This window comes from Bacillus salitolerans, from assembly GCF_042680805.1.
Lineage (GTDB): Bacteria > Bacillota > Bacilli > Bacillales > SA4 > Bacillus_CJ > Bacillus_CJ salitolerans.
This window is the reverse complement of record NZ_JBHUEM010000011.1, coordinates 83,947-110,187: the sequence shown is the minus strand read 5'-3', so window position 1 is coordinate 110,187 and position 26,241 is coordinate 83,947. Positions and strand designations below refer to the sequence as shown.

26 protein-coding genes and 1 pseudogene are annotated in these 26,241 nt (G+C 34.8%); 25 read left to right on the top strand and 2 right to left on the bottom strand.

Features of this window, described 5'->3' with window-relative positions; all coding sequences use genetic code 11:
• Nucleotides 1–306: 306 nt before the first annotated feature.
• Nucleotides 307–1,365 carry a glycosyltransferase family 4 protein gene (locus tag ACFSCX_RS09555; protein WP_377927984.1) on the top strand — a complete coding sequence of 353 codons (1,059 nt, stop codon included), beginning with the start codon at nt 307–309 and terminating at the stop codon, nt 1,363–1,365.
• Between the two features lie 143 nt (nt 1,366–1,508).
• Here the strand turns inward: ACFSCX_RS09555 and ACFSCX_RS09550 are convergent, their stop codons facing one another.
• Together ACFSCX_RS09550 and ACFSCX_RS09545 are read right to left on the bottom strand one after the other, a co-directional pair.
• A complete protein-coding gene (locus ACFSCX_RS09550) occupies nt 1,509–2,567 on the bottom strand; it encodes an LCP family protein (protein ID WP_377927983.1) in 1,059 nt (352 codons plus the stop codon).
• Between the two features lie 190 nt (nt 2,568–2,757).
• Nucleotides 2,758–3,390: a YigZ family protein gene (locus tag ACFSCX_RS09545; protein WP_377927982.1), complete on the bottom strand. Its 633-nt coding sequence runs from the start codon at nt 3,388–3,390 to the stop codon at nt 2,758–2,760.
• Between the two features lie 305 nt (nt 3,391–3,695).
• On the opposite strand from ACFSCX_RS09545, the gene ACFSCX_RS09540 reads away from it, so the two are divergent.
• The 24 genes and pseudogenes from ACFSCX_RS09540 to ACFSCX_RS09435 all read left to right on the top strand — a co-directional run bounded on the left by ACFSCX_RS09540 (nt 3,696) and on the right by ACFSCX_RS09435 (nt 26,238).
• Nucleotides 3,696–4,844 (top strand): sensor histidine kinase, encoded by a 1,149-nt coding sequence (locus tag ACFSCX_RS09540; RefSeq protein WP_377927981.1) that lies wholly within the window; start codon nt 3,696–3,698, stop codon nt 4,842–4,844.
• Nucleotides 4,845–4,865: 21 nt separating this feature from the next.
• The gene (locus tag ACFSCX_RS09535) at nt 4,866–5,546 is read left to right on the top strand and encodes a response regulator (RefSeq protein WP_377927980.1); all 681 of its coding nucleotides are present in this window, start codon (nt 4,866–4,868) and stop codon (nt 5,544–5,546) included.
• 345 nt (nt 5,547–5,891) lie between these two features.
• Nucleotides 5,892–7,214, top strand: coding sequence for an HD-GYP domain-containing protein (locus ACFSCX_RS09530; protein WP_377927979.1), 1,323 nt, complete (start codon nt 5,892–5,894; stop codon nt 7,212–7,214).
• 212 nt (nt 7,215–7,426) lie between these two features.
• Entirely contained in the window at nt 7,427–8,269 is an 843-nt protein-coding gene (locus ACFSCX_RS09525; RefSeq protein ID WP_377927978.1) for a DegV family protein, read from the top strand.
• 46 nt (nt 8,270–8,315) lie between these two features.
• Entirely contained in the window at nt 8,316–9,800 is a 1,485-nt protein-coding gene (locus ACFSCX_RS09520; RefSeq protein WP_377927976.1) for an ATP-dependent helicase ComFA, read from the top strand.
• A complete protein-coding gene (locus ACFSCX_RS09515) occupies nt 9,797–10,480 on the top strand; it encodes a ComF family protein (RefSeq protein WP_377927975.1) in 684 nt (227 codons plus the stop codon). Before ACFSCX_RS09520 ends, ACFSCX_RS09515 begins: the two co-directional genes overlap by 4 nt.
• Nucleotides 10,481–10,581: 101 nt before the next feature.
• On the top strand, nt 10,582–10,977 hold the full coding sequence (locus tag ACFSCX_RS09510; protein WP_377927974.1) for a TIGR03826 family flagellar region protein: 396 nt from the start codon (nt 10,582–10,584) through the stop codon (nt 10,975–10,977).
• A 92-nt stretch (nt 10,978–11,069) separates the two neighbouring features.
• Nucleotides 11,070–11,333 (top strand): flagellar biosynthesis anti-sigma factor FlgM, encoded by a 264-nt coding sequence (flgM, locus tag ACFSCX_RS09505; RefSeq protein WP_377927973.1) that lies wholly within the window; start codon nt 11,070–11,072, stop codon nt 11,331–11,333.
• 69 nt (nt 11,334–11,402) lie between these two features.
• Nucleotides 11,403–11,891: a flagellar protein FlgN gene (locus ACFSCX_RS09500; protein ID WP_377927972.1), complete on the top strand. Its 489-nt coding sequence runs from the start codon at nt 11,403–11,405 to the stop codon at nt 11,889–11,891.
• A gap of 17 nt (nt 11,892–11,908) precedes the next feature.
• Entirely contained in the window at nt 11,909–13,561 is a 1,653-nt protein-coding gene (gene flgK / locus ACFSCX_RS09495) for a flagellar hook-associated protein FlgK (RefSeq protein ID WP_377927971.1), read from the top strand.
• A gap of 15 nt (nt 13,562–13,576) precedes the next feature.
• Nucleotides 13,577–14,719 (top strand): flagellar hook-associated protein FlgL, encoded by a 1,143-nt coding sequence (gene flgL / locus ACFSCX_RS09490; RefSeq protein WP_377927970.1) that lies wholly within the window; start codon nt 13,577–13,579, stop codon nt 14,717–14,719.
• Between the two features lie 60 nt (nt 14,720–14,779).
• Entirely contained in the window at nt 14,780–15,355 is a 576-nt protein-coding gene (locus ACFSCX_RS09485; protein ID WP_377927969.1) for a DUF6470 family protein, read from the top strand.
• Nucleotides 15,356–15,370: 15 nt separating this feature from the next.
• The gene (fliW, locus tag ACFSCX_RS09480; RefSeq protein ID WP_377927968.1) at nt 15,371–15,820 is read left to right on the top strand and encodes a flagellar assembly protein FliW; all 450 of its coding nucleotides are present in this window, start codon (nt 15,371–15,373) and stop codon (nt 15,818–15,820) included.
• Between the two features lie 2 nt (nt 15,821–15,822).
• A complete protein-coding gene (csrA, locus tag ACFSCX_RS09475; protein WP_377927967.1) occupies nt 15,823–16,050 on the top strand; it encodes a carbon storage regulator CsrA in 228 nt (75 codons plus the stop codon).
• 88 nt (nt 16,051–16,138) lie between these two features.
• Nucleotides 16,139–16,438, top strand: a pseudogene (locus ACFSCX_RS25680) (flagellin N-terminal helical domain-containing protein); the annotation flags it as partial.
• Nucleotides 16,439–16,502: 64 nt separating this feature from the next.
• Nucleotides 16,503–16,877, top strand: coding sequence for a hypothetical protein (locus ACFSCX_RS25675; protein ID WP_417281903.1), 375 nt, complete (start codon nt 16,503–16,505; stop codon nt 16,875–16,877).
• Between the two features lie 52 nt (nt 16,878–16,929).
• Nucleotides 16,930–17,043, top strand: a complete 114-nt coding sequence (locus ACFSCX_RS25670) for a flagellin (protein ID WP_417281902.1) — start codon at nt 16,930–16,932, stop codon at nt 17,041–17,043.
• Between the two features lie 160 nt (nt 17,044–17,203).
• The gene (locus ACFSCX_RS09465; protein ID WP_377927966.1) at nt 17,204–18,448 is read left to right on the top strand and encodes a flagellin N-terminal helical domain-containing protein; all 1,245 of its coding nucleotides are present in this window, start codon (nt 17,204–17,206) and stop codon (nt 18,446–18,448) included.
• A gap of 426 nt (nt 18,449–18,874) precedes the next feature.
• Nucleotides 18,875–19,468 (top strand): hypothetical protein, encoded by a 594-nt coding sequence (locus ACFSCX_RS09460; RefSeq protein ID WP_377927965.1) that lies wholly within the window; start codon nt 18,875–18,877, stop codon nt 19,466–19,468.
• A 19-nt stretch (nt 19,469–19,487) separates the two neighbouring features.
• Entirely contained in the window at nt 19,488–20,501 is a 1,014-nt protein-coding gene (locus ACFSCX_RS09455) for an SDR family NAD(P)-dependent oxidoreductase (RefSeq protein ID WP_377927964.1), read from the top strand.
• An 18-nt stretch (nt 20,502–20,519) separates the two neighbouring features.
• Nucleotides 20,520–23,390 carry a 6-hydroxymethylpterin diphosphokinase MptE-like protein gene (locus tag ACFSCX_RS09450; RefSeq protein WP_377927963.1) on the top strand — a complete coding sequence of 957 codons (2,871 nt, stop codon included), beginning with the start codon at nt 20,520–20,522 and terminating at the stop codon, nt 23,388–23,390.
• 9 nt (nt 23,391–23,399) lie between these two features.
• Entirely contained in the window at nt 23,400–23,936 is a 537-nt protein-coding gene (locus tag ACFSCX_RS09445) for a class I SAM-dependent methyltransferase (protein WP_377927962.1), read from the top strand.
• Nucleotides 23,937–24,268: 332 nt separating this feature from the next.
• Nucleotides 24,269–25,240 carry an NAD-dependent epimerase/dehydratase family protein gene (locus ACFSCX_RS09440; protein WP_377928027.1) on the top strand — a complete coding sequence of 324 codons (972 nt, stop codon included), beginning with the start codon at nt 24,269–24,271 and terminating at the stop codon, nt 25,238–25,240.
• A gap of 8 nt (nt 25,241–25,248) precedes the next feature.
• Nucleotides 25,249–26,238 (top strand): methyltransferase domain-containing protein, encoded by a 990-nt coding sequence (locus ACFSCX_RS09435; RefSeq protein ID WP_377927961.1) that lies wholly within the window; start codon nt 25,249–25,251, stop codon nt 26,236–26,238.
• Nucleotides 26,239–26,241 lie beyond the last annotated feature (3 nt).

Here is a 26,241-nt window from a genome sequence, read left to right as displayed (position 1 = left end):
ATCAAATTTTTAGTAGAATTTTGAAGAAAAATTGGGGTGATGTTTGTAGATTTATAGATTATGATGGTATACTGATTAAAGTGAGATTGTTGGGTAAAAATTTCTATATAAGAGAACATATAAAATGTGGTATAATCACAAAAGTGTATTAAGAAGGAATTAATTTGGTAGTCTTTCGCAGAATATTCATAGTTTTCTGAATTTATGAGAAACCGGACAAAAAGAGAAAAATGGAAACGAAAAGTATAGAAAAATAATTCTAGAATTCACTGAAATGGATATCATAAGACTTGAGGGAGGGTCTTTATGCTTTACTTGACCTTAATAATTTGCTTTATAAGTTCTATTCTTTTAACGCCACTTGTTAAACGATTTGCGTTAAAAATTGGAGCAACTGACAAACCGAATAAACGAAAAGTCCATCAAAAAATCATGCCACGTCTAGGTGGTTTAGCAATATATTTAAGCTTTTTAATTGGATTCATGATTTTGAGTCCAGATAATCAAGATGCCCTGCCGATATTAGTAGGTGCTACGATTATTATTATTACAGGATTCTTTGATGATTTATTGGAGATTTCTCCGAAATGGAAGCTACTTGGACAATTGGCAGCAGCAGCTGTTGTTGTCATCTGGGGAGGAATTCAAGTCCTATTCATCAACCTACCATTTGGTGGCTATCTTGAATTTGGTATATTTAGTATTCCTTTAACGATCATTTGGATTGTGGGAATTACAAATGCGATCAATCTAATTGATGGACTTGATGGATTAGCAGCTGGCGTATCGTCTATTGTGCTACTTACGATTTCTGGTATGGCTGTTATGATGGGCGACGTTTTTGTTGCAAGTATAGGGGCTATTGTATTAGGTAGTACGATTGGCTTCTTAGTGTATAATTTCCATCCAGCCAAAATTTTTATGGGTGATACAGGAGCATTGTTCCTAGGGTTTATGATTTCTGTTCTATCCCTACTTGGATTTAAAAATGTAACGGTATTCTCATTTATCATTCCAATTATTATTCTAGGTGTGCCTATTTCTGATACGTTTTTTGCGATTATACGTAGGGTTGTTAACAAGCAACCAATATCTGCACCAGATAAGTCACATTTACACCATTGTTTGTTAAACCTTGGGTTTACGCATAGACAAACTGTCTTAGTCATTTATGCTATTAGTGCTGTATTTGCTCTATCAGCGGTTCTATTATCACAAGCTGCATTATGGGGTGCATTTTTCATCATCTCCATCTTGATTGTAGCGATTGAATTGCTCGTTGAAAAAATTGGCCTTATTAATAAGGATTATCGTCCTTTAATAAAATTTGTACGTCGTGGCATGCGATATGCAGCTAGAAAATAACCTCAGCACTTGCTGAGGTTATTTTTTTGCGAATCATGAATTTCTAAGCATCACCATTAGTTTATCCAATTGCCGTAGAATCTGACTGGATTTTATGAAATGAAAAAGTACCCCCTGCACTGCTGGAGGTACTGTAAATGTAATTAGCTTTGTTTTTCATCCGGGAGGTCTGTGTTGTCATCGAGTGGTTGTGCAACATGGCTTGGATCGCTTTTAGAGTTAACTTCTAGATGTGTTTTTAGTTCTTGTTTTAGCGATTGAACAGATTCATCCTTAAGCTTATAGTAATAAACTCGATTAATATAATCATCTTCTCCTTCTAATTGTAAAGATTGAATGGAGAAGTTAGAACCTGCAGTAGCATAATCATGAAACGAAAGCATTTCTTCAAACGTCATGTTCGTTTTCATGTTGGTACCTACGGCTTCAATTAGATTTCCGTACTTCGTAACAGATCCAACAGAAATTGCTTTCTTTATAATTGCCTCTAATACAAGCTGTTGGCGCTTACCGCGCTCAATATCATTATCGATTTTACGCGTTCTTGCTAAGGCTAGTGCTTCTTCACCAGTAAGGGTCTGTAATCCCTTTTTTAGACGAATGGCATTTTTTCGATCCTTACTATCTTGCTCGGAAAATGTAATCGGGACATCGACTTCAATTCCCCCTAATGCTTCTACCATATCGATGAAGGCATTGAAGTTTAGCTTTACGTAATAATCAACTGGTATGTCAAACAGTTCCTCAACTGTTTGGACTGTACCTTCTACACCCCCAAATACGTGAGCGTGGTTGATTTTGTCATAATCATTATTAAAAGGAAAGTGAACATAAGAATCACGGGGAATACTTACAAGCTTAACTGTTTTCTGATTTTCGTTAAACGTTGCTAAGATAAGCGCATCTGTTCTTGTAGCTGTACCGTATTCCCGACTATCACTATCATCTACACCCATGAATAGGATGGATATATTGTCGTTTTTAGGGTTAACTTTATCGGAACGCTTATCTGATTTTTCCCGTTCACTTAACTCATTATCTTTCGAAGCGGCACCAAGGGTATCCTTTGCTACGTAGTACAGATAAGCACCGTAGCTTGTTGTAGCTAGAAGCAACACTAAGAGTGGAACACCAATAAACTTCCACACTTTTTTTCGTCTATGACGTTTCTGCTTCATAAGCTTATGTCTATTTATCGTCATTTTTTGACTCCTTTTACCCAATTAATACAAACCTTTATAAAAAAGTGAACCATTCTCCATTTTACAAGAAATATGTCGATTCGTAAATGATTATGTCATTAATAACATTTCAGTAAATGTAGTAAAATGATGCAAATTATGGGCAGGAGATGTTGCTCAAATTAACAAGAAATATAATTTTGATGAAATGTTAAATCTCTTCTTCTAAATATGTGACATTTCCCTCTGAAATATGTCCTTGACCGTTTGTCAAATCAGTCATCCAGCTCGTGAAGCCTTCTTTCATCCCTTCTTCCACATATGTTTCGATTTCAACGGCATCTAGATAGTGAATGTCTTTTACCTTATAAATAGAAGACCGAAGTTCGTTTTCAAGCTTCCCAAGCCAAGTATAATCTATGTTTGTATGCATCACTCTCATTAGCTTTCGTTCAACAATACCAGTAGCATTTAGCCCTTCGGATGTTGAGCCCCCATAAGCGCGAATAAGACCACCTGCACCTAGCTTGATACCTCCATAATACCTGGTTACAACAGCGACAGTATCCTTAAGTTTGCGTTTCTTTAACACTTCTAACATCGGAACACCAGCTGTACCACTTGGTTCTCCATCATCATTAGCTTTTTGAATGTGATCTTGTTCTCCAATCAAATACGCTGAACAATTATGGGTTGCATCCCAATGCTTCTTTTTTATATCAGAGATAAACTGCTGGGCTTCTTCCTCCGTTGTTGCTCTATTTACATAACAGATAAATCGTGACTTTTGAATTGTGATTTCATGTACTCCGTATCCTTTTACGGTTAAATAACTAGCTAGCATGTACTTCACTCCAGAATTAATATTCAGTCATAGGAACTATTATACTGTTCGAATTCAGCCACATCAATTTAACCGTTTTTGACTAAATAAATTGCTATTGTTTACTTATTAAACATGTAGTATCCAATAATTCGTACCAAATGAAAGGGGTTTATGATTTGATAATAATGATTAATAGTAAGATTTTACATTAATAACCAAAAAAATTAAGGCTTTTTACCTACAAAAGTGTTAATATTAAATGGTAAGGAAGTTGCTAGAATTCGATTGTCGCTTCTTGTACTGTTAAGGTGGAGGAATATACAATGCCTGCAAAAAAACCAAAACTTGATATCAAGATGCTTGATCACATATTAGAGAAAATGGTAAACACTGTAGAGGTCAGTAAAAACGAGATTTTTCGAATTGGAGAGCAATCTAGACAGGAGTTCGAGTCATTGGCTGATGAGCTTCAAGAGGTCAAACGTCAAGTCATTATGACAATTGAAAATGGGGACAAGCTTGAATCGCATGTAAAGTTTGCGAGAAAAAGGCTATCAGAGGTAAGTAAGCATTTTAAGAACTACTCAGAAGATGAGATTAGGGACGCTTATGAAAAGGCACATACCTTGCAAATGGAGCTAACCGTCAATCGTCAAAAAGAAAAGCAACTACGAGACCGTCGTGATGAAATTGAACGACGTTTAATCGGCTTGCAAGAAACAATTGAACGAGCAGAATCATTAGTAGGTCAAATTTCGGTTGTCCTCAATTATTTAAATAGTGATTTACGTGCATTTGGAGATTTGCTTGAGGATGCAAAGCAAAAGCAGGATTTCGGTTTGAAGATTATTGAGGCGCAGGAGGAAGAACGTAAACGTTTATCACGTGAAATTCATGATGGACCAGCACAAATGCTAGCCAATGTTATGATGAGGTCCGATTTAACGGAGAAAATTTACCGTGAACGAGGTGGCGAGGAGGCCATGCAAGAAATAAGGAGTCTTAGAAAAATGGTTCGAAACGCGCTATATGAGGTCAGAAGAATCATTTATGACTTACGTCCAATGGCTCTTGATGATTTAGGTTTAGTTCCTACCCTCAAAAAATACTTAGATACAATCGAAGACTATAACAAAAATGCGATTTATAAATTTGTTCATATTGGTTTAGATGTCCGTTTATCATCGAAGCTTGAGGTTGCACTTTTCAGACTTGTTCAGGAAGCTGTGCAAAATGCCTCAAAGCATGCTCAAGCAAGCGAAATTCTTGTTAAGCTAGAAGTTCTGCGAAATCAAATTATTGTTGTTGTGAAGGATAATGGAAAAGGCTTCAATGTAGAAGAAAAAAAGGACCATACATTTGGTTTAATGGGAATGAGAGAGAGAGTAGAATTACTTGATGGCCAGCTAACAATAGATTCTAAACCTGAAAATGGAACGATTATCATGATTCAGGTTCCATTAAATGGATAATTGTACGTGGAGGGGACCAAGATGAAGAAAACAAGTATTATCATTATAGACGATCACCAATTATTCCGTGAGGGAGTTAAACGCATATTAGATTTTGAAGCGAACTTTGAAGTAGTGGCAGAAGGTACAGACGGATCTGAGGCTATTCCATTAGTGGAAAAGTATCACCCTGATGTTGTGATCATGGACATTAATATGCCAACGATTAATGGGGTTGAAGCGACTGGAAAGCTTGTTGAGATGTATCCTGAGACAAAGGTTCTCATTCTTTCAATTCACGATGATGAAAACTATGTAACGCACGCTTTAAAGACCGGTGCACAGGGCTATCTATTAAAAGAGATGGACGCAGAGCAGCTAGTTGAAGCAGTAAAGGTTGTAGCCGACGGAGGTTCATATTTACACCCGAAAGTCACTCATAACCTTGTAAAAGAATATCGTCGATTAGCAACAAATAGTCAAAAATCAGCTAAAAAAGAAACGGAAATCCGCAGACCACTCCACTTATTAACAAGACGTGAATGTGAGGTTTTACAGCTATTAGCAGACGGTCAAAGCAATCGCGTCATCGGTGAAACACTATTCATAAGTGAAAAAACAGTGAAAAACCATGTGAGTAATATATTGACAAAAATGAATGTAAACGACCGTACCCAGGCTGTAGTATTTGCCATTAAAAACGGCTGGGTGGAAGTGAAATAAGCTTACGTAATTAAAGGACCTGCCATGATAGTGGTAGGTCTTTTTTTGTTTACACCTTCAATCAATAAGTTAACATAAGGAAATAGTCATGCCTTGTTATAAAGAGAATCTAGTCATGGTCTATTTGCCTATGATATAATTTTTACTGAATGAACGGATATTCCGCTAATTTCACTGAAAATTCAAGCAACTAATGGATTTCATTACATACTATATAAATGATGAAGCTTTTGAAAATTGAACCTATATTCCTAGAAAATTATGTTTACACATAGTTGATAATTACTATATTTTACCGATATATACATTAATTGGGGAATTTACAAAAAGAGGAGGGTGCTTTAGATGGTAATGATCCGGAAGCCTGCCCATGCCCTCGATACAGAGGACATAATAGCCGAGGATATTTATAAGAATCGTTCCTTAATTGTTAGAAAAGGAACGAAAGTTAGTGATATGCTCATTAAGAAGTTTATTAAATGGGAAATCGAGACGATACCGATTTTATTAGAAGTAGAGTTCGAGGAAGAAATAGGACCGAATTTAACGCCTATTACAGAGCGGAAAAAAACGTTTGAAATCATTTCGGACGAAGTAACAAGAAAGTTCTTTTACGATACTTTACCTCTAGTAGCGCATGAAAATCGCTATGGTTTTGCGATGAACAGTGAAGAAGATTTAGATTTCATTGAAGATACTTTCTGTACAATCGTCAAGAATGGATTTGTATATAACAAGCTGCAATCGTTAATGAAATGGGATTATTATAGTTTTATTCATACCTTTGATGTGTTTATATTGTGCAGTTTGTTTGCACGCCATTTAAAGATGGGGAATGTTCATAATATCGCAAAAGCTGCGTTGTTATATGATATAGGGAAGATTTATATCCCAAAGGAAGTTTTGCAAAGTAAAGGTTCCTTGTCTCGAGCTGAATTAGATAAAATTAAAATGCATCCAACCTGGAGCTATGAAATGCTCGAAGGAAGAACAACGGATGCTATTCGTGAGCTAGTGTTAAATCACCATGAACGTTTAGATGGAAGTGGATATCCGAATAAATTAAAGGGAAATCAAATTGATATTGGAACGAGAATTTTATCAATTATCGATGTGTACAGTGCTCTTACATTAGAAAGAGCTGATCGATTCCCGTTAACCTCTCCGAAAGCACTTGAAATATTGCTTTCAAGTACGGATCAATTTGATCAATCGCTCATTATAAAGTTTATGAACTACCTGCACATTTTCCCTCTTCATAGTGTGATTAAATTAACAAACAATAAGCGAGCGACTATTACTTATATTTATAATAATGCTCCATACTCACCACAAGTCATGGAAAACTACTCGAAGGAAACGTACTACCTTCCAAATGATATGTCGATTTCCATTAAGGAGTTCGTTTCTTGGGATCTTCAGGACAAACAGCAACAGGAATGGGAATTGTTTATTAATTATTTGCAGACCTACGATGAAAAACGTGCATTAGAAAAGTTTAAAGAACTTATTACTGACAAGCTAACTGACGAAATCTATGCAGAAATCGTCATGACCGCTATGAAGGAATTGTTCGACCGTGGTTACGATCCAACAATTGCGGAAAAAATATTCCTCATGTGGCTTAGAGAGAAAACGATATCAATTAGTGTAAAAAGAAGAGCGTAAGGGACATGTCTTAGGATATGTCTTTTTTCTTTTGGAAAAGAGGAATTTATTTGATTCTCAAAAAATTGGGGCAGGACAGATTTCAAAAAAAAAGCACAAATTTGTCGGTTGTAAAATAATAGGAATAATAATGCATATATGACAAATATCATGTAAAATAAGATTATGTAAAGTAGAAGACAAATCAATTTTATATAAAGGAAGGTACTTTAATGAAAACAGCTGTTGTGACGGATAGTACTTCTTACATACCTAAGGAGCTTCGGGATAAGTGGAATGTACAAATGATCCCGTTAAATGTTGTGTTTGGAAATGAATCGTACCAGGAAGAGTTGGAGTTAACGACGGAAGTATTTTACGAGGAAGTAAAAGGACGGCAAGAGCTTCCAAAAACATCACAGCCTGCTATTGGACAATTCGTTGAGTTATTTGAAAAACTTTCAGCTGACTATGATGCGGTGATTAGTATTCACCTATCTAGTGGAATAAGTGGTACGTATCAAGGTGCAGTATCGGCTGGTGAGATGGTTGAAGGAATTCAAGTTTTTGCATTTGATTCTGAAATCAGTTGTATGCCACAAGGCTTTTATGTCCTAGAGGCTGCTCGGTTTGCGAAGGATGGAGTAGAGCCGGAAGTAATTATGAGTCGGTTGAATGAAATGAAAAGCAGTATGAGAGCTTATTTCATGGTTGATGATTTATCTCATTTGCAACGTGGTGGTCGGTTAAGTGTAGCACAAGCATTTGTAGGGAGCTTACTCCAGGTAAAGCCACTTCTACACTTTCAAGAAACAAAGATTGTCCCGTTCGAGAAAATTCGTACCCGTAAAAAAGCGTTAAAGCGTATTTTCGAGTTATTTGAAATGGATGCGAAGCAAGGTATACCGTTAGAAGCATCTGTCATTCATGCAAGTCGCTTAGAAGAAGCAAACGAGATAAAAAAGGAATTAGAAGAACAGTTTCCAAATGCTAGTATTACTGTTAGCCATTTTGGCCCTGTAATCGGTACTCACCTTGGTGAAGGAGCGATAGGGCTTGGTTGGTATAAAAAGTAAACAGAGCGTCTTATTGATTAAGGCGCTTTTTCAAAAGGAGGTAAATATGCTTTTTTACAATTCGGGCAATACCATTATCCCGATCAAGTACTGTAAGGGAAAAATGCTACAAAGGATTGAAGATATCCCAATTCCTCTTCATCCTCTTCATTCCTCATACCGCTATTCTGCAAAACTTCAATCCCACCTTCAAGGAAGACGACTACTCTATGATAGCCTCCCTTTTTCAGAAGAACTCCTTCACGAACACTATATCAATGGTTATGTACATTATCAGCAGGGGATAAAGAAAGAGAAAAAAATTTTTACCTGTAACCGCTGTGGTAATGAAGACCAAAGCTTGTTTGCAACCTTCGATTGTTCAAGATGCTTTAAGCCATGTACGTACTGTCGCAACTGCGTCATGATGGGGCGAGTATCTCAATGTACGACCTTGGTGACCTGGTCTGGTCCTATTCAAGTATTTAAGTATACTCACCCACTAGTATGGAACGGGAGCTTATCAGAAGGTCAACAGAAAGCATCGGAAATCGTACAAGTATCTATAAAGAGTGCAGATCAATTGTTAGTTTGGGCGGTATGCGGATCAGGAAAAACGGAGCTTCTATTTGAAGGGATTAACGATGCACTTTCTAACGGCAAGTATATATGTATCGCTACTCCAAGAACGGATGTTGTTCTTGAATTAGCTCCTAGACTACAAGAGGTTTTCCAAAGTGTGAAAATGTCTGCCTTATATGGCGGGAGTGAGTACTCAAAAGAGCTTCAACCTCTCACCATTGCCACTACTCATCAGCTCCTTAGATTTTACAAAGCGTTTGATGTCATCATTATTGACGAAGTCGATGCCTTCCCATTCTCGTATGATCCTGTTCTTCAAAGAGCGGTGCATTCGGCTAAAAAAGATCAATCTTCTACAATCTATCTAACAGCAACTCCAGACCTAAAATGGCAACAAAGAGTGAAGAAAAAAGAAGTGTCATCCATTATTATTCCTGCGAGATACCATGGTTACCCTCTCCCAGTTCCTCGTTTTGCTTGGTGTGGAAATTGGAAAAAATCTCTTCATAAACAACGTATCCCACCCCCTTTACAAAAATGGATTCAACAAAAGCTGACCAGTCAAAAACAATCATTCCTCTTTGTTCCTTCAATTGAGCTTCTACATATTCTCCAGCCATTATTAAAAAAGTTCCATTCTGAAATAGAAATAGTTCACTCTGAAGATAAAGAAAGAAAAATAAAGGTAGAAAAATTTCGTAGCGGGGTAATACCGATAATCGCAACAACAACCATTTTAGAACGAGGAGTAACAGTTCCGAATACTGACGTAGCAGTGTTAGGAGCAGAAAACGCTGTTTTTACCGAAAGCTCTCTTGTTCAAATAGCTGGAAGAGTGGGGAGAAGTTCATCATATCCCACAGGAGAAATCGTTTTTTTTCACTACGGACAAACAAATGCAATGGTTCGAGCGCAACGTCAAATAAAAAGCATGAACAAATTAGCAAATGAAGGAGGATTGCTTAAGTGAAAAAATGCTTGATTTGTCACGCAACCCTACATCCCGAAGTTAGCTGGAGACAGGTACTTCTACTAAATAATGATAAAACCATTTGTAATAGATGCGAACAATCATTTACAAAAATTGGAGGCCTGATTTGTCTTATTTGTGGAAGACCTATGAAGATGGACGAGGTTTGTAATGATTGTATGAACTGGGAAAAGAGTAATTCGAATCATCTACTGAAAAATAGATCTCTCTTTACGTACAATGAGAAAATGAGAGAAGTATTTAGTACCTTTAAGTTCCGCGGGGATGTAGAACTACTAAATATTTTTAAATGTGATTTTAAAGCCTTGTTTAAAAGAGAGTACCCAAATACAAATCTCGTTGTCCCAATACCGCTTAGCCTTGAGCGGCATTATGAAAGAGGATTTAATCAAGCTGAGCTTTTAGCGAAAGGACTTGGCGCGGAAGTTGCTGATGTATTAGGTAGAGAGCATTCTCATAAACAAAGTAAAATGAGCAAGAAAGTGAGGATGAAAGAAGTAAACCCATTTTTTTTAACGAAGAAAGTAAATCTTACAAGTCAACATATTGTAATAATTGACGATATTTATACTACTGGAGTAACGGTAAGAAATGTGGCACAGTTGTTAGTTTATGCGGGTGCTGCAAGCTGTTCCTCTTTAACATTAATAAGAAGCTAAAATCGTACAAAAGACCTATGAGTTGGTTACAAATTAGGCTTTATATCCTGTTTGGTCAACCGTTATAATAGGTATTATGAACAGCAATGAGGGGGAATAAGATGGGCGAGCTTGCAAATTGTCCTATTTGTAATAGTTTATTTGTACAAACTGAGATACACGATGTATGTCGTGAATGCTATAAAAACGAGGAAAAATTATTCCAGAAGGTATATGATTTCATTCGAAAAAGAGAGAATCGTATGGCGAAAATGCCTGAGGTGGTAGAAGCTACAGAGGTTGATGAGGAATTAATTAGTAAATGGATCCGTAAAGGGAAGTTAAAAGTATCGAATTTTCCAAATTTAGGGTACAAATGTGAACGATGCGGTACGTATATACAAAAAGGCAAGCTATGTAATAGCTGTACTATGGGAATTAAAAGTGCATTAACGAAATTAGAAGAGGAAGAAGCTAAGAAGAAAGAAAAAAGTAGACGTACTTACTTCCATGATTAATAAAAAATAATTCTAAAGTCGTGTAAACTTTTCCCTTTTCGGGCCGATACTAATAGTAAATAATTAGGGTCGCGGGAAGCGAGGTGCACGATATGAAAATTAATAACATTAATTCAATGAATGTTAATCCATACAAAAAGAATGTTAATAAACTCCCAAATGTTGAGAGATCTTCCGCAAAAGCTGATAAAGTCGAAATCTCATCTGCTGCACAAGAGCTTCGTCAAACATCTAAAGTTGTAACAGAACGTTTAGATAAGGTCGAGGCACTTAGACAGCAAGTTCAAAGTGGTAACTACTCGGTAGATGCCGAAGCAGTTGCTAAAAGTGTTCTTCAATACTTCTCAAATAATTAATTTAGGATTTGAATTCATCAAATCCTAAATTTTTTACGTAATACGAAGAAGAGGAAGGGAGTAAACAACATGGATGCTGAAAACTTAATGAACACGCTCACGAAACTACTCCGACTCCATCAAAGTCTTCTTCAAGTATCGGAGAAAAAGTCAGAAATCGTGAAACAGAACGATATTGACGCTCTTTCACTTATCATGAAGGACGAAAACAAGCATGTACTTGCAATCAATCAACTAGAAGAAGAACGTAAACTTCTTGTAGCGAAAGTGATGAGTGGCCACCCATTTGACCAAGAATCACCAACACTCTCTGATTGTATAAAAATTGTAAACGAGGAACAGGGCGAGAAATTAGCGGAGCTGCAGCAGGAACTTTTAGAAGTGCTAGGTCGTCTGCAAGAAGTGAACAAGCTAAATCAACAGCTTGTCCATCAATCATTACAGTTCGTTAATTTAAATATTGATATGCTAAGACCACAACAGGTTGAATATAACTATGGAAATCAAAAATCAACTACAACACCGAAAAGCCAAACTTACTTTGACTCGAAGGCATAAGAACGGAGGAACAAACAATGCGCTCAACTTTTTCAGGATTAGAAATAGCTCGCCGTGGAATGATGACACAGCAAGGAGCACTCTATACAACTGGCCATAATATTGCGAATGCCAATACACCGGGCTACTCTCGCCAGCGTGTGAATTTTGTGCAAACAGCTCCATACCCTGCGCCATCGGTTAACCGTCCGGCAATGCCAGGTCAAGTGGGAACGGGTGTTGAAGCGGGTTCGATACAGCGTGTTCGCGATCATTTCTTAGATGAACAATATCGTGTGGAAAATAATAAACTCGGATACTGGGAATCTAAAAAATCAGCCATTCAAAAGATGGAAGATATTTTAAATGAACCGACAGAAGATGGATTGGCTGCAACATTAGACCGTTTCTGGACTTCCTTACAGGACTTAGCTGCACATCCTGAAGATGCTGGTGCACGTTCAGTTGTTCGTCAACGTGGAATTGCTGTTACAGATACGTTTCACTATTTATCCAACTCTATATCGGCCATCCAAAAGGATTTTAAAAAGGAAGTAACGACAACTCAGAACGAAATAAACACGTTACTGTCTCAAATCAATATGGTTAACAAGCAAGTGGGAGAAATTGAGCCTCATGGTTTCGTACCGAATGACTTATATGATGAACGAGACCGGTTAGTGGATCAATTATCACAGCTTATCAATATACGAGTAGAACGTGTACCAAGTGGTGGAAGTCCAAATGGTGCTGCTGAAGGAAAACTAAATATTTTCTTAGCTGATCCACAAGGTGGCTATGCGAACGGAAATTCCGGTACGTTTAAGCTTGTAGATGCAAAAGAATACACAAATATGACGATTGATGTTGAATTTACGAGCCTGAATCCAGATAGTCCGATTCAATCTATCAATTTCTTAGATCATAACGGTTTAAAAATGGATGGTATCTCGGGTACTAACTTTACAGATTTAAAGAAGGGTGTCCCTGGTAAAATGCAGGCGCTCGTTGAAATGTATGGGTATACTACTGGACCAGTGAATGTAGACGGCACATATCCAGTCAATGGTGTCTATAATAAAATGCTAGAAGACCTGGATAAAATGGCATATGTGTTTGCGCAAAAGTTTAATGAAGTCCACCAAGATGGATACACTTTAAATGACATTAATGCACATGAAGCAGATCCTATTGCAAATCCACTTAATAAAACAACTATAGAATTTTTCACGCTTGCGGACTCAGCTATTGGTCAACCATGGAGAAATGCGGCTAAGAGAATCGAAGTTTCGAATGACATTATCAATAATGAAGGAAATATTGCTGCATCTGCTGATAAATCTGCTGGTAATGGAGGTAATGCTATTGCATTAGCGAATGTAAAGGATGCAGAGCTTAACTACAAAAATCCATTAGTGGCTGAAACGTCAACGATTCAAGGCTTCTACCAAGGTCTCATTGGTGCGCTTGGTGTAGCTGGAATTGAAGCAATTAGAATGGAAAAGAATTCATTGGTTCTTAAAGATTCGGTTCAATATAAGCGTGACTCAGTAAGTAACGTTTCATTAGATGAAGAGATGACGAATATGATAAAATTCCAGCATGCCTACAATGCAGCTGCTCGTAACATCACACTTGTAGATGAATTACTTGATAAAGTAATTAACGGCATGGGTATTGTTGGTAGATAGGAGGGGGATGAGTAAATGCGCGTAACACAAAGTATGCTTGCAAGTACAAACCTACGTTATATAAACCAAGGATATGAAAGACTTGGGAAGCTTCAAGATCAGCTAACAACAGGTAAAAAGATTACTCGTCCTTCTGACGATCCTGTCGTAGCGATGAAGGGAATGCGATATCGTTCTGAGGTTAATGAAATCGGACAATTTAAACGAAATCTTGATGAAGTATATAACTGGATGGAGAATTCAGATACTACTCTTGATAAAGTAACACAAGCGATGCAACGTATTAATGAATTAGCAGTTCAAGGTGCGAATGATACGTATGATAGTTCCCAACGTAATAGTATTGCCACTGAAATTGAGCAAGTTCTTGCACACATTGAGGCACTTGCTAATACAAAGGTAAATAATAAATATATCTTTAATGGAACCGATACGACTTCTAAGCCGGTTGATATAACAAAGTTTGATATTCCTGTTGGGGATACGACCTTTGCCTCCTTATCAAATGAAGATCACTATATAATGTTTCATGATACAAATGGAAAAGACATAAAACTGTCATATAACCCTGCAAGTGTTTCGCCTATTTTGGAATTTACAGATGGTGCCAATAAAAGTATCACGATTGATTATACGACTCCAACGAGCCCTGTTGTCACTTATGATGATTCATCGGATGCAACTGCACCTGCTGCTTTAGATCCGAAACAATATTCTATCAACCATAAAGATGGCGTATCGGTAAACAACAACTCGGTTAATATCGAAGTCATGAAGGGGATACATCTTGGTGTTAACATTAAGCCACAATCTGTTTTTTCAGCAGGATTATTTAAAGATGTAAATAATTTAATTAAAGAATTACGTACAGCTACTACTGGAGACGAGATAGATGATTATTTAACAAAGGTTCAAAGTCGAGTAGATAGTCTACTAAAAGAACGTTCTGAATTAGGGGCTCGCTTTAATCGTGCAGAAATGATTGAAGAACGTGTAAAAGAGCATGAAGTAATTGCAATTAATATTATGTCACAAAATGAAGATATTGATGCAGAACGAGTTATTATTGATTTAAAAAATCAAGAAACAGTTCATAGAGCAGCATTAGCAGCGGGTGCAAGAATCATTCAACCGACACTAATGGATTTTCTTCGATAATAAGCTATCATTTTCGATAGCTTTTTTCTTTATAAATTGGTATTGAAAGGGGGAGTTACAATGCAAGTTACTCCGTTAAAGTACCACATAACAAATGGATTACTAGGAATGAAACATGAAAGGCCTGTTATGGGTATCAGGCAAAAAGAAGCTGATCTATCCATCCAGCAACCAGAGGCTGATGTGAGAATTAAAACAACCCCTGGCGAAATGCATATTGATCAATCGCAAGCCTTTCAAGATGCAGGATTAAAGGATGCTTTTGAGAGAACGAGAGAATACGTTGAATATGCCAAATCTAAATGGTTCAGTGATTTAGCTAAGATGTCAGCGCAGGGAGATCAGATGATGAATATACATAATGGGCCTGTCCTTGCCCAAATTGCCAAGGTTAATGGTGAAACGCCAATGAAGGAGACAGGCCTTGGTTATATTCCTTCCTCGCATTTTGCTGTGAAATTGGATTATCAACCAGCAAAAGTAGAAGTTGATATCAAAGCGAATGAACCCATTATCCGTTCAAGGGTAAATCCGCCTGAGTTCAATTTCCAAAAATGGCAGGTTCAAAACTATTTAATTCATAAGCCATTTATTGATATTGAGTATGTTGGTAATCATATAGATATGAAATCTTAATAAAGTGGTGAAAAAATGAAGATTCAAACGAAATATCACGGTGAAATCATAATTGAAAGTGAGAGTATCTTATCATTTCCGAATGGAATTCCAGGTTTCTTAAAGGAACAGGAATTTATTTTACTTCCATTAAGTGAAGAGAGTCCTTTTTCAATATTACAATCTGTCAAAAATTCCGAACTGGGGTTTGTGTTGATTAATCCATTTAAATTTTATAGTGATTATGAGTTTAAGCTATCTGACTCAGACGTAAACTCTCTTGATATTGAAAACCGTGAACAAATTGAAGTTTATTCAATCATTACAGTAAAGGATCCTTTTGAAGATTCGACTACGAACCTTCAAGCGCCAGTTGTAATTAATGGTGTGAAAAAGCTAGGTAGACAAGTAGTGCTAAATCATAAAGATTATCATACGAAGCATAAACTAATTTCTCAGACATCACCTGTTGGGCAGGAGGGCTAGCCATGTTAGTTCTTACGAGAAAACCAAACCAGTCCATCCAAATCGGAAATGATATTGAAATAACAATATTGTCTGTGGAAGGTGAACAAGTAAAGGTAGGGATAGACGCGCCTAAAAATGTGGATATCCACCGAAAAGAGGTCTACCTTGCGATTAAAGAGGAAAATAGTAATGCAGCTAGCTCCACTGTCGATTTAGGAAAACTTATTTCGCAAAAATATAAATCGTAAATTTTGTCAAATAGTAGTATTTTTTGACGATATAAAAGGTGCAACCTATGAGGTTGTGCCTTTTATTTTGGAGTGTGGAGGTGAAAAAGTGATCATAAATAACACCATACCTGCTTTCAATGCATATCGACAAAACTTTTTTAATAATAATAGCGTTTCTAATTCGATGGAGAAGTTGTCTTCAGGCCTTCGTATTAATCGTGCTGGCGATGATGCCGCGGGTTTAGCGATTTCGGAGAAAATGAGAGGTCAAATTCCTGGCTTGAAACAGGCTAATCGGAATGTCCAAGATGCTGTATCACTTATTCAAATTACTGAAGGAGCTTTATTGGAAATTCATTCTCTATTACAGAGAGGTAGAGAACTCTCTGTACAAGCTTCAAATGATATTCCAATCAGATTTTAAAACAAATTTTGATGCCAATGGAGCTGACTTTATTAACAGACTGGACTTGAATAATGAAGATACTGGAGCTATTGGGGGATTTGATGCAGACGGTGGTGCTGTAGAAACTGCTAAAACAGTCGTTGGAGATACAGAAATATATGAAGAGAACCCATTAAAAAAATTCAACATAATTTGGCCGAGCGATAGTGCTAACTGTAAAGGCTTAAATTTCCAATTGGGTGCAAATAGTGGACAGAAAATGACGATGTTTTTCTCAAGTACTACAAGCAAGAGTTTAGGAATTGATAATATTGACGTTAAAAATGGAGCTCAACATGCTATTAGTCTTTTTAATTCAGCGATTGAAGGTAGTTTGTTCAAGGCGTTCTTACTTTGGGGCATTACAAAACAGATTAGATCACGCGATGTCAGTAAATGAAATTAACTTTGAGAATCTCCATGCGTCAGAGTAGAGAATTCGAAATGTTGAGATGGCTTCAGAATTGATGAAGTTTACAAAGAAAAATATCCTTTCTCAACCTTCTCAGAGTATGCTTGCGCAGACAAATCAGAAGCCTCAATCTGTCTTACAGTTATTGGCATAATATATTATTAAAAAATATTTCAAAAACTATTAAACTTATTCTACAAAAGTCGATATAAAATATGTAAAGAACAGAAGGTAAAAAGGCGGCCGACTTTCTTACCACCTGTTAAATAACCACATGGATGTGGAAATCAAACAATTTCAAGGAGGAAATAAAAATGATTATCAATAATAACGTTCCTGCGTTGAATACTTACCGTCAATTAGGATTCAACAACAAAGCAAATGCTGCTTCAATGGAAAAACTATCTTCTGGTTTACGTATTAACCGTGCTGGTGACGATGCTGCTGGTCTAGCAATCTCTGAAAAAATGCGTGGACAAATCCGCGGATTAAACCAAGCTACTCGTAACGCTCAAGACGGAATTTCTTTAATCCAAACTGCTGAAGGTGCTCTAAACGAAACACATTCAATCCTTCAACGTATGCGTGAGTTAGCTGACCAAGCTTCTAACGATACAAACACTTCGGTTGACCGTGGAGAAATCCAAAAGGAGATCAACCAATTATCCTCTGAAATAAACCGTATTGCTAATACAACTGAATTTAATACAAAGAAAGTATTAAACGGTAATGTTGGTGAGAAGGTTGGAGAAGTTAGAGCAATTGCTGAGTTTGGATTAAACGCTACAATCACTGCTGCCCAAACAGTATCATTTGAAGGTCAAAACTTCAATTATACTTCTGGAGCGGCTAATACAACTGCTGCAGCGGGTAGCCAAACTTTTAATGATATTAACTCATTAGCAGAAGCATTTAAGAACAATACTACTATTGCAGAAAAGTATGATGTTTCTGTTACAAGCGACAACAAAATTCGCTTAACTCAAAAGTTTGGTAAGGCAGCAGCTGGTGCAATCACTGGTCCTACTGGTACAGCTGTAAATGCAAGTCTTTATGAAGACGTTAGACAAGGAACTGTTTCTACAACTAACCAATCATTAAAAATGCAGATTGGCGCAAACCAAAACCAAAGCATGTCTATCGATATCAATGATATGTCTTCTAAATCTTTAGGAATCACTGCTTCAGGTGGTACTACTGGATATACTTCTACTAACGTTGTTACTAACGGAACAAGCAGTACAACTTCTGAAAGAGCTTTAGATGTAAGCACTCACAGTGGAGCTTCTGCAGCAATTTCAGTAATCAACAATGCAATTGAAACTGTATCTGCTGAACGTTCTAAGCTTGGGGCATTCCAAAACCGTTTAGATCACACTATTAACAACCTTGGTACTTCAGCTGAAAACCTACAAGCTGCTGAATCACGTATTCGTGACGTAGACATGGCTGCTGAAATGATGAAGTTTACTAAGTCTAACATCTTAGCTCAAGCTTCACAATCAATGTTGGCTCAAGCTAACCAAAAGCCACAATCAGTACTACAATTATTAGGATAATAATATATATGGCCCAAAAGTCGGATTCGGCTTTTGGGTCATTTATTTAGATTTTTCCCCGATGCATTTGAGTATTATTTATTTTGATTACCTTAAACTTCTATTTTACAATGCCACATATTTACATTTCGACTCCCTCTCGTAAGTAAAACATTTTTCTAGTTTTAAAAGTTAAGTGGAAAAAATATAAAATGGTTGAAGGTTTTTCTTTGGCCGGTTTATTAAAGTAATTTCTCTTAAGAAATATTACTAATTTATTTATTACATGTTAGGTGCTAATTGTATGTCCTATGTATAGCAGAAGAAATTTAAATAGAAAATAAGTTGAATTTGATAACCAAATAGTAACAATAGGTATGAATTGCTTTATAATAGTTTAGTTTTGCCGATAATATTATAAGAAGAATACTGATGGGGGGCAATACTATGGAAATCCATATACTAGATCAAATTATAAAAACAGAGAATCAAGATCAAAAAATCTTTGAATGTATAAATACAATCTTAACTAAAAACAACCTTTTCGTTGACTATTTGTTAATTGATGAAAATGTGATTTATGAAAACTTTGAAAAATATTTAGAAGAAAATATAGAAGATATTCAAATTATTAAAGTTGTTACGATAACATTAAAAAAACTATTATCTAAGAGTTTTGAATCTATAAAGTTATATATTGATAGAGCAAAACCTGAGATAAACAAAATAGTAGAACAATTTTACTCAGGACCGACTAGAGATTCATGGGATAAATTTTCACTCTTAGTCGAGGGTTTACAATGGATAATTCAAATATTGGATGCTCAAGGAAATCATATTGAAAATGAAAAAGTTAGGAATAATTTGATTCATGAAAAGGAACTAATAACTGGTGAGTTAACAAATCTGCTAGGAGCTGTCGAAACAAAAGATATGGTATTAATAGCGGACATAATACAATATGAGATCATACCTATTATTGAAAGAATCGAAGTTCTGATTATTGACAAATATCAACCCTCTGAAAATGGTTTAAATTGATCAGGGATAGAGGTGCAAAGTGGATAAGAGTATATATTTCGAAAAGAAAATACTTATTATTGGTGGCTCGGGAACAATTGGAAACTATTTACTAGAAGAGCTACTTAAACACGAACCAAAAGTGATAAGAGTATTTAGTCGAGACGAATTCAAACAATTTGAGTTACAACAAAAGTATAACAACTATAAAAATATCCGATACCTAATTGGAGATATAAGAGATGAACAGAGGGTAACACGAGCAATGGAAGATATTGATTATGTATTCCATTTAGCTGCAATGAAACATGTGCCTTCATGCGAGTATAATCCTTTTGAAGCAGTAAAAACAAATGTTATAGGTACCCAGAACATCATACAAGCTGCGTTACAAACTGGAGTAAAAAAGGTTTTGTTTACAAGTTCTGATAAAGCAATATCACCTACAAATACTTACGGTGCAACTAAACTGACTGCTGAAAGGCTTATTGCAGCAACTCAGTTCCAAAAAGGTCCAAAACAAACTATCTTCTTAGCAGTGAGATTTGGAAATGTCATGGGTTCACGCGGATCTGTGATTCCTTTATTTAAAGAACAAATACTAAAAGAATCCTTTGTGACAATTACTGATGAAAATATGTTACGTTACATGATGACTCCAAATCAAGCTATATCATTATTACTTAGAGCAAACGAACTAGCCAAAGGTGGGGAGGTATTTGTCTTGAAAATGCCAATTATTAAGCTGAAAGATTTAGTTGAAATAATTATAGAGGAAATGAAAACAAGATTTTTAATATCAAAAAGTATAGATATAAAAAAAATCGGTATCAGACCAGGGGAAAAATTATACGAAGAATTAATGACAGAAGATGAAGCAAGGATAGCAATTGAAACTAATAGTATGTATATTATACCTCCTGCGTTTGGTGGTGAATTTAGAAACTATCCAGAACAATTATCAAAAGGAGTTAAACTGCCAAAACCTACAAAAGACATGGTAATTAGTAAAAATATTTTGAGACAATGGATGTTAAATGAAGATCTAATATAACAATTCGGAGGAAATTTGATGTTTGAAGAAAAAAATAGAAAGTATCTAAAACAGAGATTCCCTCAGGTGGGGTATTTATTTGAGAATCGATCTATGCGTAAAAAAAATACTAATATTGAAATTACTGAAACTAAGATAGGTGTTCCTACCATATTAGTAAGCGAAGATCATAATGATATTTATCTTCATAGTAAATATGATCCAATATCTGAAGCCAAAAAAATAATTGATCTTAATGAAAATGCTATTAATGAATATAAACACGTATTCATTTATGGTCTCGGTTTGTCCTACCATATTGATTATTTCATTTCAAAATTTCCCGATAAAAAAATTTCTATATATGAGCCAATTCCTGAAATTTTTGATCAGAATATGAGTCATAAAGATTTAGGAACTATATTTGGAAACAGTCAAATTGAGAATATTTTTGTGGAATATGATGAAGAACAAGCTTATAATTTCTTACTTAGATTTTCTTTTGAAATAAAAGAAAAAGTTTTACTATTAATCTTACCAAGTTATGAGAGGGTCTTTAAAGAAAAGTTAAGTTGGTTTCTAACTGTATTTAAAGATACTGTACAAAGAAAGATAGCTTCATTTACCTCAGAAAATGTCTTTGCAAAAAGGTGGACATTAAATAGTTTAATGAATTTGCCGACTACTTTAACTACTCCAAATCTGTTAAAAGAGAAATATCATGAATTTTGTGGAAAACCGGTACTAATTGTTTCTGCTGGACCGTCACTAGAGAATGAGTACGAACACATCAAACTAATTAAAAAGAAAGGACTTGCCTATATAATTGCCGTTGGATCTGCAAATGAAGGATTAATAGCAAATGGGATTTTACCGGATGCAATTTGTACTTATGACCCCCAAGAACATAATTACAATGTTTTTAAAGCAATGATAAAGCGTAAAATATTTTCAGTTCCAATGATATACGGAACAAGTGTAGGCTATGAGACCTTACAAAAATATAAAGGTCCTAAATTACATGTTGTTACATCTCAAGACACAATTACTTCATTTTATAACAACGAAATTATTCAGAGTAATGATATTGTTGATGATGCATTTTCAATAGCTATTATAACATTACAAATATTTGCACGTATGAACGTTAGTTCAATCATTTTAGTAGGTCAAAATTTTGCATTTAAAAATGATTTATATTACTCAAAGGACATTCAAAGAGGAAATGGAAATGCATCAATTCAGGAAAAGGATATTCAAGATGCCTTATATGTATTAGATGTATTTGGAAAGGAAGTAGAGACAAACAGATCCCTAAATCAAATGCGATTATTGATGGAGCATTATATTCATTTATATTCAAATATAAGGATTATTAATACTACTAACGGAGGAGCAAGCATAAAAGGGACGATTTATATGTCACTAGAAGAGGTTATAAAAACAGTATTTAAAGAAAGAGTTGTTAATGACGAATGGTATAAGGGGAACAACTTACTTATAAAAAAGAGTGAGATTATTAATAGAATTACTAGAATGAACCGATCGATTGAGAAATTCTCTGAACTCCATAGCGAAACTTACAACGTATTATATGAACTTAATAAAGTTATTGAGAATAGAAGAGTAGAAAAAATAACTAACTATTTGTTAAAGTTTGATAAGGTATTAAACAAATTATTGAAGAATGAATTTTTTGTGGTATATGTTAGACCCGTGACCCGTGTTTTCTATGAATTATTACTAAAGGAAACCAGTGGACTTAAAGATATACAAGACCCAATCATAAAGGGGAAAAAAATTAATGATTTGTTTGGTTACTATTTAGATTTGACTGAACAAGTATTTAATGAGTTTACACCAATTATTAAGAGTTCTCTCCACCCAAGAATATTGGAAGAGATAAATGGTAATTGGAAATTCTACAGCGATTCCTGTGGTGTATATAATTATTCAATGAATTGGAATCAAAGCAATATGGAGGTTGAGAAAGAAACGTTTTACAAAAATGAAAAAATATTTACTTTTCATCAATGTAATTGTAGTGGCTCAACTATTCGTTTTAAGTTTAAAGGGACCGCTTTTCGAATAATTGGTGGACAGCATTATGACTGTTCAAATCAAGTTATCGTAACGATCGATGGTAAACAAGAGAAATTTTCAACGAAAAAGTTTAAGGGAAATAAAGGAGATTTTACAGTTGATTTTTATCAAGTGCTCTATGGGAAAAGTGGATTAAAAGATATACTACATGAGATAGAGATTGAAATACTTAATAATGAAAAAATGGTATTTCAAGGTATTGAGATAGATAAGCAAGGCCGAATATATCATTTAGATGAAGTTACTGATGTCAAAGATCTTGAAATAGGCAAGAGGATACGTTGCCATTATAAAGCTAGTGAAAATGAAATTGGGAGTTTTAATGGTCTTGGTCAAGAGACAGGTAAATTCATTTCAGTTGAATCAGATTCTGAACCAGAGGGAGATTTCTATTTAGTAATGGTAGATCAAAATGAAGATGGAAAGGTCTTAATTTCTGATAGGAACATTCAACATAGTATATCGTATATGCAAATTTTATCAAGTGGTATCGGTAAACCAGAGGGAGAATTTATTTCATTTGGAAATATGAAATACCTTGTTGGATTACTTACTGGTGGTAGTTTTGAAGGTGATAAAAACGATTGGGATCAATATATTCAAAAAAACAATAACGTCCATGAGAAGGAAGTTTGGTTTGATAATGATTCAACTGTATCTTGGACAAATACTAAAATTAAAGGTACTTCAAGGAATATAAGAAGATCTTTTAGTCATAACTATAAAACTATAAATACCGAGGGTTCTGAAATCTCGTGTGCTGAATTTTATAATGGATTTAGACCGAAGGTAATAATGAAAGGATAAAGATCAATTATGGTGGATATAAATATATTTACTCACTTAACAGAGCAGGAAAAAGAAAAACTTTTCCTACTTGCTAAAGAAGTAAAAGGTAATGTTTATGTAGAAATAGGTTCTTATCTTGGAGCATCATCCTGTTTAATAGCTCATGCAATAAAAGATAATAGTCAGTCTAAACTTTATTGTATAGACACATGGAATAATGATGGAATGACTGAAGGGAAACGGGATACATTTGATATTTTCTTAAATAATATTGAACCTTATAGAAATATAATTAAACCTAAAAGAGGTTGGAGTTACGAAATTGTACGAAATTTTAACGAAAATATTGATTTTATATTTTTTGATGGAGACCATTCATATAATGGAGTCAAAAAGGATGTTTTAGACTGGTTCCCTAAATTAAATAAAAACAGCTTAGTGGTATTTCATGATATAGGATGGGCAGAAGGGGTCCAACAAGTTGTAGAGGAGAATGTGAAACCATTGGTAGTAAAAGATGGACATCTCCCAAATTTATATTGGGCTTATATTAGAAAGGATTAAGAGTGAATCTATGGTTGTAAAATGCAGATACTAATCGCACCATTTCAAATAAATATAAGATAGGTCTTTCTAGTATCTGATTCAGAAAAAAATTCATGAGGGTTTTATTAATAAGAAAAAAATATATACATTAAAAGATCAAAACCTTATTTCAGTATAAACATATCCATTCTTATTCATTTAGAATTAATAATTATTTTTTGTAAATCAGCATGGGATTGAGAATGGATATATAATACACATATTAACTATGGTACCTGTGTTTTGATTAGGTATACACTAATCATTCCATTTTGAAATCCAAATGAAAAAGAAGGTCAAGGTGATTTATCCTGTACATATTAGTTACCGGAACAGCAGGCTTTATAGGGATGCATTTATCTCAAAAATTATTATCCTTAGGTTATATGGTTATTGGAATCGACAATCTAAATGAGTATTATGACATTACTTTAAAAAGAAACCGATTAGGGATATTAATGGAAAACCCTAATTTTCATTTTGAAAATATTGATATTACAGATATTGATTCTGTAAAAAAATTATTTGAAAGTTTTCCTTTTAATAAAGTAATACATTTGGCAGCTCAAGCAGGGGTTAGATATAGTATTGAAAATCCATTTGCTTACCTGGATTCTAATGTACATGGTTTTCTAACGATTCTTGAAGCATGCAAAGATTATAAGGTATCACATTTACTATATGCATCTTCTAGTTCAGTATATGGTAATAATAAAAACAAATTATCTGAAACAGAGGACGCAAACTCTCCTGTAAGTTTGTATGCTACTACTAAAAGGTCAAACGAACTAATGGCTTATACATATAATCATTTATATAATATTAGAACTACAGGTATGAGGTTTTTTACTGTTTATGGGCCATGGGGCAGGCCAGATATGGCATATTATAAATTTACAAAAAGCATTATTGAGGGTTTACCAATTCAACTATATAATTATGGAAATCTTAAAAGAGATTTTACATATATAGATGACATTATTAAGGGTATTATGTTGCTTTTCTTACACGAACAAGATATTAATAATAAACAACCAAATGAAGTGTATAATATTGGAAATAGTAGACCGTATTCATTAAATTACTTTATTAATACATTAGAAAATGTTATTGGCAAAAGGGCAGACCGAATAGAGTTACCTATGCAACTAGGAGATGTTGTAGAGACCTATGCAGATATCTCTAAAATAAGAGATGCAACTGGATACAAGCCAAAAATAGAATTAGAGGTAGGATTAACTAATTTTGTAAGATGGTATGTAGATTATCATAAAGAGAAGTGAGATGTAGTATGGAATTATATAATGAAGATTTTTTTAATATTCAAAGCAATGGTTCCAAACAATCTGCAAATGAGATTGTTCCTTTTATTATTGATTTAATCCAACCCAAAAGTGTTATTGACGTAGGTTGTGGTGTTGGCACTTGGCTTTCAACCTTTGAAGAAAAAGGAGTAGATCAGGTTTTAGGGTTAGATGGTAGTTATGTCGAAGAAAGCATGCTTTTAATCAGTAAAGAAAAGTTTAAGCCATGCAATCTTGAGGACCCAGTTAGAATAGATAAAAAATATGATTTAGCGATTTCTCTTGAAGTATCGGAGCATTTGTCAAAGGAATCAGCAATCAACTTTGTGGGATTTTTAACAAGCTTAAGCGAGGTTGTATTGTTTTCTGCAGCAATACCTTACCAAGGGGGGGTTGGTCACATTAATGAACAATGGCTTGATTACTGGGAGGACATTTTTAAACGAAAAGGGTACGAATTATTTGATGTTATAAGGCCTAAGTTTTGGACAAATATAAATGTATCTTACTGGTATAGTCAGAATATGGTCATTTTTGTTAAAAAAAATAAAAACAAGAGTCTAATTGAAAATTTGAAGAAATTTGAATCCTTTTCAGGAAATCTTTTAGTTCATCCAGAAAATTATTTAAGAAAAGAAAAACAACAAATTAAAACTGTATTCTATAACAAGTTATTTATTAATGGTATGTATGACGCGATAATAACAATTGGATCTGATTTTAATGATCCAGAAACTATGTTTTTTTTGGGAAGAGCACATAAGGAACTTAAGATGAATAAGAAAGCAATTATTTATCTAAAAAATTATTTACATCAAAAACATGAAAAATATTTAATTTCTGCTAATTTTCATTTGGGTGAACTTTATTTTGAAATTGATGAGAAAGATAATGCTCTAGAGTATTTTAATAAATGTCTTGATCTAACTAATCAAAACCATGAGAAGGCATTGAGTTATCTTCGAATGCTGAGGTGAATG